Origin of the sequence: Sphingomonas horti, assembly GCF_009753715.1 — a bacterium.
Taxonomy (GTDB): Bacteria; Pseudomonadota; Alphaproteobacteria; order Sphingomonadales; family Sphingomonadaceae; genus Sphingomonas_B; species Sphingomonas_B horti.
The window spans coordinates 43,704-57,864 of sequence record NZ_WQMS01000016.1 but is presented as its reverse complement, the minus strand read 5'-3'; the positions used below and the strand labels follow the sequence as shown (position 1 = coordinate 57,864).

General features: G+C 67.8%; 13 protein-coding genes and 1 pseudogene. 5 read left to right on the top strand and 9 right to left on the bottom strand.

Annotation, left to right across the window (positions count from 1 at the left end; all coding sequences use genetic code 11):
- Window positions 1-17: 17 nt before the first annotated feature.
- A complete protein-coding gene (cobS, locus tag GON01_RS13035; RefSeq protein ID WP_157027823.1) occupies window positions 18-1,022 on the top strand; it encodes a cobaltochelatase subunit CobS in 1,005 nt (334 codons plus the stop codon).
- Here cobS and GON01_RS13030 read toward each other — a convergent pair.
- The gene (locus GON01_RS13030; protein ID WP_157027822.1) at window positions 1,019-1,618 is read right to left on the bottom strand and encodes an Npun_F0296 family exosortase-dependent surface protein; all 600 of its coding nucleotides are present in this window, start codon (window positions 1,616-1,618) and stop codon (window positions 1,019-1,021) included. The two genes, cobS and GON01_RS13030, sit on opposite strands and share 4 nt — an antisense overlap.
- Before the next feature lie 117 nt (window positions 1,619-1,735).
- Between GON01_RS13030 and cobT the strand changes: the two genes are divergently transcribed.
- Complete coding sequence (gene cobT, locus GON01_RS13025) at window positions 1,736-3,562, top strand: cobaltochelatase subunit CobT (RefSeq protein WP_157027821.1); 1,827 nt, start codon at window positions 1,736-1,738, stop codon at window positions 3,560-3,562.
- Between the two features lie 19 nt (window positions 3,563-3,581).
- Here cobT and GON01_RS13020 read toward each other — a convergent pair whose 3' ends face one another.
- The gene (locus GON01_RS13020) at window positions 3,582-4,166 is read right to left on the bottom strand and encodes a GNAT family N-acetyltransferase (protein WP_157027820.1); all 585 of its coding nucleotides are present in this window, start codon (window positions 4,164-4,166) and stop codon (window positions 3,582-3,584) included.
- A gap of 66 nt (window positions 4,167-4,232) precedes the next feature.
- On the opposite strand from GON01_RS13020, the gene GON01_RS13015 reads away from it, so the two are divergent.
- Window positions 4,233-5,090, top strand: coding sequence for an SDR family oxidoreductase (locus GON01_RS13015; RefSeq protein WP_157027819.1), 858 nt, complete (start codon window positions 4,233-4,235; stop codon window positions 5,088-5,090).
- A gap of 157 nt (window positions 5,091-5,247) precedes the next feature.
- On the opposite strand, the gene GON01_RS13010 is transcribed toward GON01_RS13015, so the two are convergent.
- The 3 genes from GON01_RS13010 to sucC form a co-directional block, all read right to left on the bottom strand.
- Window positions 5,248-6,183 (bottom strand): electron transfer flavoprotein subunit alpha/FixB family protein, encoded by a 936-nt coding sequence (locus GON01_RS13010; protein WP_157027818.1) that lies wholly within the window; start codon window positions 6,181-6,183, stop codon window positions 5,248-5,250.
- Window positions 6,180-6,929, bottom strand: a complete 750-nt coding sequence (locus GON01_RS13005) for an electron transfer flavoprotein subunit beta/FixA family protein (RefSeq protein ID WP_157027817.1) — start codon at window positions 6,927-6,929, stop codon at window positions 6,180-6,182. The genes GON01_RS13010 and GON01_RS13005 overlap by 4 nt, the downstream gene beginning before the upstream one ends.
- A gap of 103 nt (window positions 6,930-7,032) precedes the next feature.
- Entirely contained in the window at window positions 7,033-8,232 is a 1,200-nt protein-coding gene (gene sucC / locus GON01_RS13000; RefSeq protein ID WP_157027816.1) for an ADP-forming succinate--CoA ligase subunit beta, read from the bottom strand.
- 174 nt (window positions 8,233-8,406) lie between these two features.
- On the opposite strand from sucC, the gene GON01_RS12995 reads away from it, so the two are divergent.
- Entirely contained in the window at window positions 8,407-8,907 is a 501-nt protein-coding gene (locus GON01_RS12995; RefSeq protein ID WP_157027815.1) for a sterol desaturase family protein, read from the top strand.
- On the opposite strand, the gene GON01_RS12990 is transcribed toward GON01_RS12995, so the two are convergent.
- The 4 genes from GON01_RS12990 to crtY are packed head-to-tail and all read right to left on the bottom strand — an operon-like array spanning window position 8,882 to window position 12,942.
- Window positions 8,882-9,742 carry a phytoene/squalene synthase family protein gene (locus GON01_RS12990; RefSeq protein ID WP_157027814.1) on the bottom strand — a complete coding sequence of 287 codons (861 nt, stop codon included), beginning with the start codon at window positions 9,740-9,742 and terminating at the stop codon, window positions 8,882-8,884. The two genes, GON01_RS12995 and GON01_RS12990, sit on opposite strands and share 26 nt — an antisense overlap.
- The gene (locus tag GON01_RS12985; RefSeq protein WP_157027813.1) at window positions 9,732-10,313 is read right to left on the bottom strand and encodes an LOG family protein; all 582 of its coding nucleotides are present in this window, start codon (window positions 10,311-10,313) and stop codon (window positions 9,732-9,734) included. Before GON01_RS12985 ends, GON01_RS12990 begins: the two co-directional genes overlap by 11 nt.
- 47 nt (window positions 10,314-10,360) lie before the next feature.
- Entirely contained in the window at window positions 10,361-11,845 is a 1,485-nt protein-coding gene (locus GON01_RS12980; RefSeq protein ID WP_157027812.1) for a phytoene desaturase, read from the bottom strand.
- Window positions 11,842-12,942 (bottom strand): lycopene beta-cyclase CrtY, encoded by a 1,101-nt coding sequence (gene crtY / locus GON01_RS12975; protein WP_181599968.1) that lies wholly within the window; start codon window positions 12,940-12,942, stop codon window positions 11,842-11,844. The genes GON01_RS12980 and crtY overlap by 4 nt, the downstream gene beginning before the upstream one ends.
- 89 nt (window positions 12,943-13,031) lie before the next feature.
- Here crtY and GON01_RS17450 point away from each other — a divergent pair.
- Window positions 13,032-13,739 (top strand): annotated as a pseudogene (locus tag GON01_RS17450) (FAD-binding oxidoreductase); the annotation flags it as partial.
- Window positions 13,740-14,161 lie beyond the last annotated feature (422 nt).

Genomic DNA, 14,161 nt, shown 5'->3' with positions numbered 1-14,161 from the left:
CCTAACGCAGAGCCGCCATGACCGACCTCGCCAATACCCAGCCCGACAGCCGCGACAGTACCATCCTTGCTGCGCCCGATCGCCAGATCAGCGTGCGCGAGCTGTTCGGCATCGAAACCGACATGGTCTGCCCGGCCTTCAGCGAGCCGGACGAGCGGGTGCCCGATCTCGATCCCGCCTATGTGTTCGATCCGGATACGACGCTCGCGATCCTGGCCGGCTTCGCGCACAACCGGCGGGTAATGGTCCAGGGCTATCACGGCACCGGCAAGTCGACCCATATCGAGCAGGTCGCGGCGCGGCTTAACTGGCCCTGCATCCGCATCAACCTGGACGCGCATATCAGCCGCATCGACCTGGTCGGCCGCGACGCGATCGTGCTGCGCGACGGCCAGCAGGTGACGGAGTTCCGCGAAGGCCTGCTGCCCTGGGCGCTGCAGCACCCGGTGGCGCTGGTGTTCGACGAATATGACGCGGGCCGGCCGGACGTGATGTTCGTGATCCAGCGCGTGCTGGAGACAGAGGGCAAGCTGACCCTGCTCGACCAGAACCGGGTGATCCGGCCGAACCATTATTTCCGCCTGTTCGCGACGGCGAACACGGTCGGCTTGGGCGATACGACCGGCCTTTATCACGGCACCCAGCAGATCAACCAGGGCCAGATGGATCGCTGGAACATCGTAGTCACGCTCAATTACCTGCCCGCGCAGGTCGAGGCGCAGATCGTGCTCGCCAAGTCCGGCGAGTACGACCAGCCGGAGGGCAAGAAGACGGTGGACGACATGGTCAAGGTCGCCGAGCTGACTCGCCAGGGTTTCATCGCCGGCGACATCTCGACCGTGATGAGCCCGCGCACCGTCATCACCTGGGCGCAGAACACGCTCATCTTCGGCGACGTCGGCTTCGCTTTCCGCCTCTCGTTCCTGAACAAGTGCGACGAAGCCGAACGCCCGCTGGTCGCCGAATATTACCAGCGCGTGTTTGGCAAGGACCTGCCGGAAAGCGTGGTCGGGAAAGCCTAGGCGGTCCGCAGCCGCCGCCGCTGCATGCGGAAGGCGGTGCCCATCACGCCGAAGCCCAGGATCAGCATCGCCCAGGTCTGCACTTCCGGCACCGCGGTGACGGCGGCCAGCTGGCCCACCCGCACGTTGCTGAAGGCCAGGCTGCCGGCCTTGCGGTTGAAGCGGATCTCGTCGATGCCTTCGTCGACGAAGAAGTTCACATAGCGATAGACCCCGCCGTAGCGCGCGGGATCGCTGCCGAAGCCCGCCGCGGCGGCGCTGTCGACCAGCGTCAGATAGCCGAGATTGTGGCCGTGGCTGAACAGCTCGATCGTGTCGTTGCCGTCGAAGGCGCCGGTGAGGAAGCTGAGATAGCCGGCGGTGCGGTCGAGCCTGAGGCTGGCGCTGCCGCCGGTCGTCGCATAGCCGCCGCCGGCTTGCGCGGTGAGGCCGGTGAACGACACGGCAACGCCGGACTCGCCAAGAGCGACGGAATTGGCCGCGATCGCTGCCTGCCGGTCGGGCGAGGTTTCCACATGCACCGTGACCCAGGCCTGCGCCGGCACCGCCATGCTCGCGGCCAGCGCCGCCGCCACAATCGACCAAAGCCGTGTCATTCTGCGTCCCCCGATCCGGTTTCGACCGTCCTTACGCCGCGAAGGTTGACCGAAGGTTAGGCAGCGGCGCCGTTTACGCGCTTGCAACCGGGCCGCCTCCGGCCACATTGAGCGGCGATGGCCGATTCCCCTCTCGACCGCTTCCGCTCCGTCCTGACCGGCGCGTCGCGCGCGATCGCGCACGAGCCTGAGGTCGAGCTTGCCTTCACCGCCGATGCGCCGGCGCAATCGGGCAAGAACATGCGCGTGCCGATGCCGGCGCGGTCGCTGCCGCCCGAGCAGGTCGCGGAGGCGCGCGGCTTCGCGGACAGCTTCTCGCTGCGTCTGCGGCATCATGATGCGGCCCTGCATGCGAAGGGCGCGCCGCCGGACACAGTCGCGCGCGCCGTGTTCGACGCGGTCGAGACCGCGCGGATCGAGGCGCTGGGCGCCAAGGGCATGGCAGGGATCGCCGCCAATCTGGGCCACGCGCTCGACATGCGGATGCGCTCCGACCCGATCACGCGCGCGCGTTCGGCGGACGAAGTGCCGCTGTCGACGGCGCTGCAATTGCTGGTGCGCGAGCGGCTGACCGGGCAGGCGCCGCCCGAGGCCGCCGCGGCCGGGCTGGCGCTGGTGCGGCCCTGGATCGAGGGCAAGGCGTCGGCCGACTTGGACGGCCTCGCGCTGGCGCTCGACGACCAGTCCGCCTTCGCGAAGCTCGCCACCAAGCTGCTCGAGGACCTTGAGCTCGTCGACGGCGAGGCCGAGCCGACCGAGGACCCGGAAGCAGGCGAGGAAGGCGAGGGCGACGAGCCGGAGGAGGGCGAGCAAGGCGACGACGAGGACGAGGGCTCGGCCGGCGCCGACGGCGAGATCCAGTCCCGCGCCGAGCGGCAGGAGGGCGACGACAGCGACGCCGAGAGCGGCGAGTCCGAAGAGGATTACGAGGCCGAGGGCGAATCGCAGGCCGGCGACGACGGCGACGAAGGCATGCTGCCCGTCCGCCCCAACCGCCCCTTCTCCGACCTGTCGCCGCAGTTCGACTATAAGGTCTGGACCACGCGTCACGACGAGGTGATCGAGGCGGGCGCGCTGTGCGACGAGGACGAGCTGGGGCGTCTGCGCGCCTATCTCGACCAGCAGCTGGTGCATCTGCAGGGCGCGGTGACGAAGCTTGCCAATCGCCTTCAGCGGCGGCTGATGGCGCAGCAGTCGCGCTCATGGGATTTCGACCAGGAGGAAGGGCTGCTCGACGCGGCGCGGCTGGCCCGTGTGATCGTCAACCCGACCCATTCGCTCAGCTACAAGATCGAGAAGGACACCGAATTCAAGGACACGGTCGTCACCCTGCTGCTCGACAATTCCGGGTCGATGCGCGGGCGGCCGATCTCGATCGCGGCGATCAGCGCCGATATCCTGGCGCGCACGCTGGAGCGAGTCGGCGTCAAGACCGAGATCCTGGGCTTCACCACCCGCGCGTGGAAGGGGGGGCAAGCGCGCGAGGACTGGCTGGCGCAGGGACGCCCGCCGCACCCGGGCCGCCTCAACGACCTGCGCCACATCGTCTACAAGCGCGCCGACGAGCCGTGGCGCCGCGCGCGCAAGAGCCTGGGCCTGATGATGCGCGAAGGGCTGTTGAAGGAGAATATCGACGGCGAGGCGCTGCTGTGGGCGCACAACCGGCTGATCGCGCGCCACGAGGAGCGCAAGATCCTGATGGTGATCTCCGACGGCGCGCCGGTCGATGATTCGACGCTGTCGGTCAACAGCGGCTCCTATCTTGAAAAGCACCTGCGCCAGGTGATCGCCTGGATCGAGAATCGCTCCCCGGTCGAGCTCGCCGCGATCGGCATCGGTCATGACGTGACGCGTTACTATCAGCGCGCGGTCACCATCATGGATGCCGAGCAACTGGGCGGCACGATGGTCGAGCAACTCGCGGGCCTGTTCGACGCGCCCTGATTTCGGTTCACGCGAACCCTTAGGGGCTGACGGTGGCGAGTCGCTGTTCCAGCCCACGCTGAACCGCCGGCCACTCGTCCCGCAGCACCGAGAACACGACCGTGTCCCGCACCCGCCCGGTCCAGACCACGCGGTCCTGCCGCAATATCCCCTCCTGCACCGCGCCCAGTTTCATCACGGCCGCGCGGGAGCGGGCGTTGACCGCGTCGACCTTGAACGCCACCCGCCGCGCACCGCTGTCGAAGGCATGGCCGAGCAGCAGCAGCTTCGCCGCCGGGTTGACGACGCCGCCGCGTCCGTCCGGCCGGTAATAGGTGCCGCCGATATCGCAGCTATCCTGCGCGGCGTCGATGTTCAGATAGCAGCTGATGCCGACGCATTCGCCCTCCAGGGAGACCGCGAATGGCAGCGCGATGCCGCTCGCCTGGCGTGCGCGGAGCCCGGCCCAGAAACCGTCGAAATGCGGGTCGGCCATCGAATAGGGATAGAGCGGCCAGATCTCCGGATCGGCATTGGCGGCGGCGCGCAGCGGCTCGCGGTGTCGCTCCTCGATCGGCTCCAGCGCCACCGGGCCCCAGGCCAGTCTCTCCGCCCGCAAATCCATTCGTCCCTCCGCTGAACGCCGCCGCGGGTCGCGCGTTTGAAACGCAATTCAAGCAGGAGTGAGGCGATGAGCGACACCGACGTCCAGCCGATGATCCATGAAGACCCGCAACCGGGCCACGAGTCGCAGCTGGAGCCGAAGCCGGACTGGCAGCCGCGCTATCCCGGATCGGGGCGGCTGCATGGCAAGGTCGCGCTGGTCACCGGCGGCGACAGCGGCATCGGCCGTGCGGTCGCCGCGCTTTATGCCCGGGAAGGCGCCGACGTGGCAATCGTCTATCTGCGCGAGCATGACGATGCGCAGAAGACCTGCGGAATCGTCGAAAGCGAGGGCCGGCGCGCGATCCGCATCGCAGGCGACGTCGGCGACAAGGACTTCTGCAAACAGGCGGTGGAACGCACCGTCGCCGAGCTGGGCGGGCTCGACATCCTCGTCAACAATGCCGGCGAGCAGCACCCTGACAAGAATATCGAGGACATCACCGAGGAGCAGCTGAAGCGCACTTTCCAAACCAACATCTTCGCGATGTTCTACCTGGTCCAGGCCGCGCAGAAGCATCTGCAAAAGGGATCGGCGATCATCAACTGCACCAGCGTGACGATGTACAAGGGCTCGTCCGGCCTGCTCGATTATTCGGCGACCAAGGGCGCGATCACGGCCTTTACCCGCTCATTGAGCGAAAATCTGATCAAGGACGGGATTCGCGTGAACGCGGTCGCGCCGGGGCCGATCTGGACACCGCTGAATCCGATGGGCGGCGCGCCGCCCGAAAAGCTGAAGGATTTCGGCAAGAACACGCCGATGGGCCGCCCCGGCCAGCCCAACGAAGTCGCGCCCGCCTTCCTGTTCCTCGCGTGCGAGGATTCCAGCTACATGTCGGGCCAGGTGCTGCACCCGAACGGTGGAGAGATTGTCGGGAGCTAAAATCCTCCCCTGCTTCGCAGGGGAGGGGGACCATGCGAAGCATGGTGGAGGGGCGGCAGCGCAGCTGCCGAACTCATCCTCCGCTTCGCTCCGGCCCCTCCACCACTCGCTTCGCGAGCGGTCCCCCTCCCCTCAGCGCAGCTGAGGGGAGGATCGATTACCCTGGCAGCTTTTCCGTCAGCTCCGGCACCACCTTGAACAAGTCGCCGACCAGGCCGATGTCCGCGACCTGGAAGATCGGGGCGTCCTCGTCCTTGTTGATGGCAATGATGGTCTTGGAATCCTTCATGCCGGCAAGGTGCTGGATCGCGCCGGAAATGCCGATCGCGATATAGACTTCGGGGGCGACGATCTTGCCGGTCTGGCCGACCTGATAATCGTTGGGCACATAGCCCGCATCCACCGCCGCGCGGCTGGCGCCGACCGCGGCCTTCAGCTTGTCGGCGAGCGGCTCGATCAGCGCGTGGAAATTCTCGCCATTCTGCAGCGCACGGCCGCCCGAGACGATCACCTTGGCACTGGTCAGCTCCGGCCGTTCCGACTTGGACAGTTCCGCGCCGACGAAGTTCGACAGGCCCGCATCGCCGGTGGTTCCGATCTTCTCGACCTGGGCGTTGCCGCCCTCGCGCGCCGCCTTCTCGAACGCGGTGCCGCGGACGGTGATCACCTTCTTCGCATCCGACGACTGCACGGTCGCGATCGCATTGCCGGCATAGATCGGGCGCGTGAATGTGTCAGGTCCCTCGACCGAGAGGATGTCCGACACCTGCATGACGTCGAGCAGGGCGGCGACGCGCGGCGCGACATTCTTGCCGGTGGAGGTCGCGGGCGCGAGGAACGCGTCGCGGTCGGCCATCAGGTTGACGATCAGCGGCGCGACATTCTCGGCCAGCTCATGCTCATAGGCTGGGTCTTCCGCCAGCAGCACCAGGCTGACGCCCGCGACCTTTGCCGCATGATCGGCGACCAGCTCGCAATTGGTGCCGGCGACGAGGATGTGGACCTCGCCCAGCTTTGCCGCCGCGGTCACGACGGCCAGCGTCGCGTCCTTCAGCACCTTGTTGTCGTGATCGGCGAGAACGAGCGTCTTCATGCGACCACTCCCAGGTTCGTCAGCTTGGCGATGAGTTCGTCGACATCGGCGACCTTGACGCCGGCGGAGCGCTTGGGCGGCTCGGCGACCTTCAGCGTCTTGAGCCTGGGCGCGGTGTCGACGCCGTAGTCGGCCGGCGTTTTCTGCGCGAGCGGCTTGGACTTCGCCTTCATGATGTTCGGCAGTGACGCGTAGCGCGGCTCGTTGAGGCGCAGGTCGGTCGTGACGATCGCCGGCGTCTTCAGGCTCACCGTCTCGAGGCCGCCATCGACTTCCCGGGTCACGGTCACGGTGTCGCCCGACAGCTCGACCTTCGACGCGAACGTGCCCTGTGGCCGGCCCATCATCGCCGCCAGCATCTGTCCGGTCTGGTTCGAGTCGTCGTCGATCGCCTGCTTGCCGAGAATGACCAGCCCCGGCTGCTCCTCGTCGGCGACCGCCTTCAGCAGCTTGGCGACGGCCAGCGGCTCGACCTCGTCGTCGGTCTGGATCAGGATCGCGCGATCGGCGCCCATCGCCAGCGCGGTGCGCAGCGTCTCCTGCGCCTTGGCCGGCCCGATCGAAACCGCGACGATCTCGGTCGCCGCGCCCTTTTCCTTAAGCCGGATCGCTTCCTCGACCGCGATCTCATCGAACGGGTTCATCGACATCTTTACGTTGGCAAGGTCGACGCCGGTGCCGTCGGGCTTCACCCGCGGCTTCACATTGTAATCGATCACCCGTTTGACGGGGACGAGGATTTTCATCGATCCACCCTTCCTGCATCGTCATCCCGGCCTTGAGCCGGGACCCACCTTCTCATCAAAGGCAGATAGGCCCCGGCTCTAGGCCGGGGTGACGGGTTGAAACTCACGCCGCCTTGTTCACCTCGGCGACGATCTTGCGCGCGGCGTCGCCCAGGTCGTTGGCCGGCACGATCGCGAGGCCGGAATCGGCCAGGATGCGCTTGCCTTCCTCGACGTTGGTGCCCTCCAGCCGCACGACCAGCGGCACGGAGAGCGACACTTCCTTCGCCGCGGCGATGATGCCGTCGGCGATGATGTCGCAGCGCATGATCCCGCCGAAGATGTTGACCAGGATGCCCTTCACGGCGGGATCGGAAAGGATGATCTTGAACGCCGCCGTCACCTTCTCCTTCGAGGCGCCGCCGCCGACATCGAGGAAGTTGGCCGGGAAGGCGCCGTTCAGCTTGATGATGTCCATCGTCGCCATGGCAAGGCCGGCGCCGTTCACCATGCAGCCGATATTGCCGTCCAGCTTGATATAGGCGAGGTCGTATTTCGACGCCTCGACTTCCATCGCATCCTCTTCGGTCAGGTCGCGCAGCTCGGCCAGGTCCTTGTGGCGGAACATCGCGTTCGAATCGAAGCCCACCTTCGCGTCCAACACCATCAGCTTGCCGTCTTCGGTGACCGCGAGCGGGTTGATCTCGATCTGGCTGGCGTCGGTGCCCAGGAAGGCGTCGTACAGCTTGGACGCAACGTTCGCCGCCTGCTTGGCGAGGTCGCCGGTCAGGCCCAAAGCCGCCGCGACGGCGCGACCGTGATGCGGCATGAAGCCGGTCGCCGGGTCGATGTCGAGCGTGTGGATCTTCTCCGGCGTGTCATGCGCGACCGTCTCGATGTCCATGCCGCCTTCGGTGGACGCGACCATCGCGATGCGGCCGGTGCCGCGATCGACCAGCACCGCCAGGTAGAATTCCTTGGCGATGTCGACCCCGTCGGTAATGTAGAGGCGCTGCACCTGCTTGCCGGCCTCGCCGGTCTGCACGGTGACCAGCGTATTCCCGAGCATCTCCGCCGCGTGGGCGCGGACTTCGTCCAGCGTCTTCGCCAGCCGGACGCCGCCCTTGGCGTCGGGGCCCAGCTCCTTGAACTTGCCTTTGCCGCGGCCGCCGGCGTGAATCTGCGCTTTCACGACATAGAGCGGCCCGGGCAGCCGCTTCGCCGCCTCGACCGCTTCCTCGACGCTCATTGCCGCGTAACCCGCAGGGACCGGCACGCCGAACTTCGCGAGCAATTCCTTGGCCTGATATTCGTGGATGTTCATGGGGACGCTTCTCCGTTCGGACAGGGCCTAAAGCATGCGAGGGCCGCCTTGCCAAGTTATTCGCGCCCTCCTTCGTCACCCCGGCCTTGACCCGGGACCCGCCTTCTTCCGAAGGCAGATGTTCAAGCTCGCGCCCGGGATGACTGGGGAGAGGGTGAGGCCTATATCGCGACCATGCCCTGGCTCGGCCCGATCCTCTTCCTGCTGACTGTGGCCGCAATGGAAGGCGTCGCCTATGCCGCGCATCGCTGGGTGATGCATGGCCCCGGCTGGTTCCTCCACAAGAGCCATCACCGACCGCGTACCGGAGCGTGGGAACTGAACGACCTCTACGCGGTGATCTTCGCGCTCCCCTCGATCCTGCTGATCCTGGGAGGCGTGCATCTCGGCTGGGGCGGCTGGGCCGTGTGGGTTGGCGCCGGGATCGCCGGCTATGGCGCGATCTATGCCGGCTTTCACGACGTGATCGTGCACCGGCGGCTCGCCCACCGTTACGTGCCGCGCTCCGCTTACATGAAGCGGATCGTCCAGGCGCACCGGCTGCACCACGCGGTCGAATCGAAGCACGGCACCGTCAGCTTCGGCTTTCTGGTTGCGCCGCGGCCGGAGGTGCTGAAGGCCGAGCTCGATCGCCGTGGCCGCGCCGGCCTCAGAGCGCCTGCCGGAACGCCCTGACCACCCAGGCCAGCTTCGCGCGCCTGCTGATCACCACCCGCGAATCGAGCGCCGCCGTGCCCCGCCGCGCAACCTCGCGCGCGATATCGCCGTAGATTCCCGCCGCCGCCAGCACCGCCCAGCGCGACCGGAACGGCAGCCGCCGCGCGCCGACTCGTGCGCTCGCCTCATAGCCGGCTGCGAGACCGGCGAGGCGGCGGGTGAGGATCGCGATCGTCTCTCTTTCCCCGTCATGTTCTTCAAGCCATTCCCCCGGCAGGTAACATCGCCCGCCCTCGGCATCCTCGCGCACGTCACGAGCGATGTTGGCGAGCTGGAATGCCAGCCCGAGATGCTCGGCACGCTCCAGCGTGTCGGCATCGTCCGGCGCCACGTCCATCAGCAGCGCCATCATCCGCCCGACCGTTCCGGCGACATGGTAGCAATAGCGGATCAGGTCCCCCTCGGTCCGCGGCCGCCATCCTTCCGCGTCGAGCGCGAAGCCCGCGATATGATCCTCGATCAGCGCGCGCGGGATCGGCACATCGGAAAGCAGCACGCGCAACCCGTCGAACGAAGCCTCGCCGACCCATTCGCCGTCGAGCGCGCGCGCCGTCAGCGACCGGATCGCCGCGATCCGCGCCGCCGGATCGCCGACCGCGTGCAGCGTCCCGCCATGGTCCTGCCCGTCGGCCAGGTCGTCGCACGCCCGGCACCAGGCATAGAGCAGCCACGCCCGCTCCCGGGTCGTCCGGTCGAACAACCTGCTCGCCAGCCCGAAGCTCTTGGACCCCCGCGCGATCGACTCGCGCGCGGTCGCGACCAGCGCGTCGCGACTCGGCCGGCTAGAGCTCATCCTGCGTCATGCGGAAGATCGTCTGATGCGGCTCGTACGCCGCCATCTTCGCGAGCAGGTCGTCCAGCGTCTCGTCGACGATGATGATGCCGCGATGCTGCGGCCGCACGAAGCCGACCTCCGCCATGTGGCGGTTGAACGCGATCAGATGGTCGTAGAAGCCGCCGGCGTTGAGCAGGCCGACCGGCTTTTCGTGATAGCCGAGCTGCGCCCAGCTGACCGCTTCCCACAGCTCGTCCATCGTGCCGACGCCGCCCGGCAGGGTCAGGAAGCCGTCGGAGAGGTCGGTGAACAGCGCCTTTCGCTGGTGCATGGTCTGCACTGTGTGCAGCCGCGTCAGGCCGCCATGCGCGACCTCCGGCTTGACCAGGGCTTCGGGGATCACGCCGATCACCTCGCCGCCTGCGGCCAGCGCCGAGTCGGCGATCGCGCCCATCAGCCCGAGCTTGCCGCCGCCATAGACGACGCCGATTCCGCGCTCGGCAAGCGTGCGTCCGATGGTCCGGGCAAGGTCGACATAGAAGGGATCGGCCGGCGTGGCGGAGCCACAATAGACAGCAAGTCGTTTCATTGAGGCTCCCTATCCGCTCGTCCCGAGCGAAGTCGAGGGGCGCGACTCTAAGCCCGCCTGAAATCCGCCAGCATCAAGGCCGCCGTTGCCTTGGCGCTGGCGACGACACCCGGAATCCCCGCGCCCGGATGGGTGCCGGCGCCGACGAAGTAGAGGTTGAGGACCACATCGTCCCGGTTGTGGGTGCGGAACCAGGCGCTCTGAGTCAGCACCGGCTCCAGGCTGAAGGCGGAGCCAAGATGCGCGTTCAGGTCGCGCGCGAAATCGGGCGGGGCATAGTGGAAGCGGGTGACGATCCGCTCCTTCAGGTCCGGCACGCCGATCCGCCGTGCGACTTCGTCTAGGATGCGATCTGCGAGGCGGGGCCCCTCGGCGTCCCAGTCGATCCGCAACCGCCCGAGATGCCCGACCGGCGCCAGCGCATAGAAGGTCGAATGCCCTGCCGGCGCCATCCCCGGATCGGTCGCGCTCGGATGGTGGAGGTAGAGCGAGAAATCCTCCGGCAGCGCATCGCCGCGATAGATCTCGTCGAGCAGCCCGCGATAGCGCGGGCCGAACAGGATCATGTGGTGCGGCAGCTCAGGGAAGGTCCCCCGCACCCCGAAATGCACCAGGAACAGCGAAGGGGAGAATCGCTTCTTCTGCAGCCGCCGCGCCTCGGCCGCGCCGCGCCGGTGGCTCAGCAAATCGCGATAGCTGTGCACGATGTCCGCGTTGGACGCGACAGCATCGGCATCGGCGCGCCAGCCGCTCGCCGTCCGGACGCCGGTGACGCGCTCGCCCTCGCTCTCGATCTCTACGACGGGGTCCCCGAGCTTTAGCGTTCCGCCGATCCGCTCGAAGTGGCGCACCATGCCCGCGACCAGCCGGTTGGTACCGCCTTTGGCAAACCAGACGCCGCCGTCGCGTTCGAGCTTGTGGATCAGTGCATAGATCGCGCTGGTCGTCATCGGATTGCCGCCGACCAGCAACGTGTGAAAGCTCAGCGCCTGGCGCAATTTCTCGTCTTTGACGAAGCCGGACACAACCGAATAGACCGACCGCCACGCCTGGTAGCGCGCCAGCGCCGGCGCCGCCTTCAGCATCGACGCGAAGTCGAGGAACGGCACCGCCCCCAGCTTCACATAGCCTTCGCGGTACACGCCCGCCGCATAGTCGAGGAAGCGCCGGTATCCCGCGACATCGGCCGCGTTCAGCCTCGCGATCTCGGCCGCCAGCGTCGCGTCGTCGTTCGTATAGTCGAACACCGTCCCGTCCGGCCAGGTGAGTCGGTAGAAGGGCGAGACCGGCACCAGCTCCACGTCCTCGGCCATGTCGCGGCCGCTGAGCGCCCACAGCGCCTTCAGGCAGTCGGGATCGGTGATGACGGTCGGCCCGGCATCGAAAGTGAAGCCGTCCTTTTCCCAGACATAGGCGCGTCCGCCCGGCCGGTCGCGCGCTTCGACCACCGTCGTCGGCACGCCCGCCGATTGCAGCCGGATCGCCAGCGCCAGCCCGCCGAACCCGGCGCCGATCACCACCGCGTGCTTCATCGCTTCATCACCGCGGCGATCGCGCGCCCGATCGGCACCGGCGGCTTGCCGATCAGTAGGCGCATCATATCAGCGGTGGTGCTCCGCCCGCCATAGAAGCGCCCGATCAGCGGCTCCGGCAGCCGGTAGAAGCGCTCCAGCACACGGTAGCGCTGCGCCGGTTCGGCCGCGCGGAACAGCATCGCGTCGAGCAGCCTATAAAAGCCGCGCGCCCGCCACGTCCGCTCCGCATGAGCCCGCGTAAGCCGCGCCAGCCCCTCCGCCGACAGGTCGGGGGCCTTCGCTATGGCTGAAGCAAGCCGCACCGCGTCGGGCAGCGAATAGCCGGTCGTCGGATGGAACAGTCCGGCGCGCATTCCCGCTTTCGCGAGTCCTGCGCCGGTCGAACGCCAATAGGCGTCGAAGTCGCCGCCGATCACTACCGGCAGCACGCCCGTTTCCTCGCGCTGCGTTGCGGTGACGCGCCAGCCCTGCGCTGCCGCATAGGCCTCGATCCGCGCGCCGATCGCCGCCACGTCCAGCGCGGCGGAGTCGCTGTAATAGGTATCCTCCACGAACACGCGCTCGGCATCGAACGGCAGCAGATAGACGAAGCGATAGCCGTCGATCTGCTCGACGGTCGCGTCCATCACCACTGGTCGCGTGAGGCCGTGCCCGCCTTCGACCCGCAGCACCTGCCCGACGAATTTCTGCCAGCCGAGCTGCAAGGTGCCGAGATCGCCCGCGCCCCGTGCATCGATGGCCGCGCCCTCCGGCTCTCCGTCCTCGTTCAGCCGCACCGCCGGCAGCCGCGACCGCAACACGCGGTCGAACTGCCCCGACTCGATAGAATTGTATCCGGTCGAAAGCACTCGCCGGTGCCCCGGGAAGCGCACGTCGTAGCCGTCCCAGCGATGCGACACGAACGGCGCGACGATCCAGCGATCCTCCTCGGCAATGTCGGTGTCGAAGAAGGACCAGATGTGATTGCCGCCCAGCGTTGGCTCCCGCTCGACCAGCGTCACGCCCATGTCTGGCCGGCGTTGGCTCAGCGCAAAGGCGATCAGCCCGCCCGCCAGCCCGCCCCCGAGGATCGTGATGTCGGCCCGGTCGCTCACCCTGAAGCCCTAGCCGCAACCGCGCGACGCGCCAAACTGTTGCCCGGCCGCCCCGCCGCTGCGACAAGGTGCGCGGGAGGAAAGGGGTCATGGATCGCAGGCAGATCGTGAAGCTGATGGCGGCGGCGCCCGCGCTGGCTGCAATCCCGAAGGCAGGCTTCGGCCGACCAGCGCCCGCCGATTGGGACGCGCTTCGCCGCCGCGTGGGCGACAGGCTGATGGTGGTCCGCTCGCCGTTGGCCGAATGCGCGAGATCCGGTGGCCAGGGTGCCGACGCGCTCTTCGCCAAGCTGAAGAACCCCTATTATCTGGGCGACGAGCCGGGCCTGACCCAGACCCTCGGCTGGACTGACGCCTGGACCTCTCGTCCCAGCGACTACGCCGTCGCGGCCGAATCCGCGGCCGATATCGCCGCCGCAGTCGATTTCGCGCGCGCGCATGGCGTCCGCCTGGTCGTGAAGGGCGGCGGCCACAGCTATTTCGGCAACTCGAACGCGCCGAACTCGCTGCTGGTCTGGACGCGCCGCATGACCACGGTCGCGATGCATGACGGGTTCGTGCCTTCCGGCGCTCCGGCCGACACCGCTCCGCAGCCGGCCGTGTCGATCGGTGCCGGCGCGATCTGGGGCGACGTGTACCGCACCGTCTCGGTCGAGGGCGGGCGCTATGTCCAGGGCGGCGGCTGCCTGACGGTCGGCGTCGCCGGCTTCGTGCAGGGCGGCGGCTTCGGCAGCCTGTCGAAGAGCTTCGGCACCGGCGCCGGCAATCTGCTGGAGGCTGAAATCGTCACCGCCGACGGCCGGGTCCGCATCGTCAATCGCTGGCGCCACCCGGACCTGTTCTTCGCGCTGCGCGGCGGAGGCGGCGGCACCTTCGGCGTCGTCACGCGCGTCACGCAGCGGACCGACCCGCTGCCGCCGACGATCGGCGCGATCCTGTTCTCGGTCGAGGCGAACAGCGACGCCGCCTGGCGTGCGCTCGTTGCGCGGACCACGGCCTTCTACGCCGAGGCGCTGTTCCGGCCCGAATGGGGCGAGCAGATCGGCTTCAGCCCCGGCCGCCGGCTCAGCATCTCGATGCTCTGCCACAGCCTCGGGGAGCCGGCGATCCGCGCAACCTGGGCACCCTTGCTGTCATGGCTCAAGGAACGGCCGCAGGACTATAAGCTCACCGGCGAGCCGCTGGTGCTGGCCGTGGATGCGCGCCGCTTCTGGGACCC

Excerpts from the sequence above, each read along its gene's own strand:
- sucC (WP_157027816.1), bottom strand. The coding sequence starts at position 8,232 with ATGAACATCCACGAATATCAGGCCAAGGAATTGCTCGCGAAGTTCGGC.
- GON01_RS13010 (WP_157027818.1), bottom strand. The coding sequence starts at position 6,183 with ATGAAGACGCTCGTTCTCGCCGATCACGACAACAAGGTGCTGAAGGAC.
- GON01_RS12985 (WP_157027813.1), bottom strand. The coding sequence starts at position 10,313 with ATGAAACGACTTGCTGTCTATTGTGGCTCCGCCACGCCGGCCGATCCC.
- cobS (WP_157027823.1), top strand. The coding sequence starts at position 18 with ATGACCGACCTCGCCAATACCCAGCCCGACAGCCGCGACAGTACCATC.
- GON01_RS13020 (WP_157027820.1), bottom strand. The coding sequence starts at position 4,166 with ATGGATTTGCGGGCGGAGAGACTGGCCTGGGGCCCGGTGGCGCTGGAG.
- GON01_RS13030 (WP_157027822.1), bottom strand. The coding sequence starts at position 1,618 with ATGACACGGCTTTGGTCGATTGTGGCGGCGGCGCTGGCCGCGAGCATG.
- GON01_RS13005 (WP_157027817.1), bottom strand. The coding sequence starts at position 6,929 with ATGAAAATCCTCGTCCCCGTCAAACGGGTGATCGATTACAATGTGAAG.
- cobT (WP_157027821.1), top strand. The coding sequence starts at position 1,736 with ATGGCCGATTCCCCTCTCGACCGCTTCCGCTCCGTCCTGACCGGCGCG.
- GON01_RS13015 (WP_157027819.1), top strand. The coding sequence starts at position 4,233 with ATGAGCGACACCGACGTCCAGCCGATGATCCATGAAGACCCGCAACCG.
- GON01_RS12980 (WP_157027812.1), bottom strand. The coding sequence starts at position 11,845 with ATGAAGCACGCGGTGGTGATCGGCGCCGGGTTCGGCGGGCTGGCGCTG.
- GON01_RS12995 (WP_157027815.1), top strand. The coding sequence starts at position 8,407 with ATGCCCTGGCTCGGCCCGATCCTCTTCCTGCTGACTGTGGCCGCAATG.
- GON01_RS12990 (WP_157027814.1), bottom strand. The coding sequence starts at position 9,742 with ATGAGCTCTAGCCGGCCGAGTCGCGACGCGCTGGTCGCGACCGCGCGC.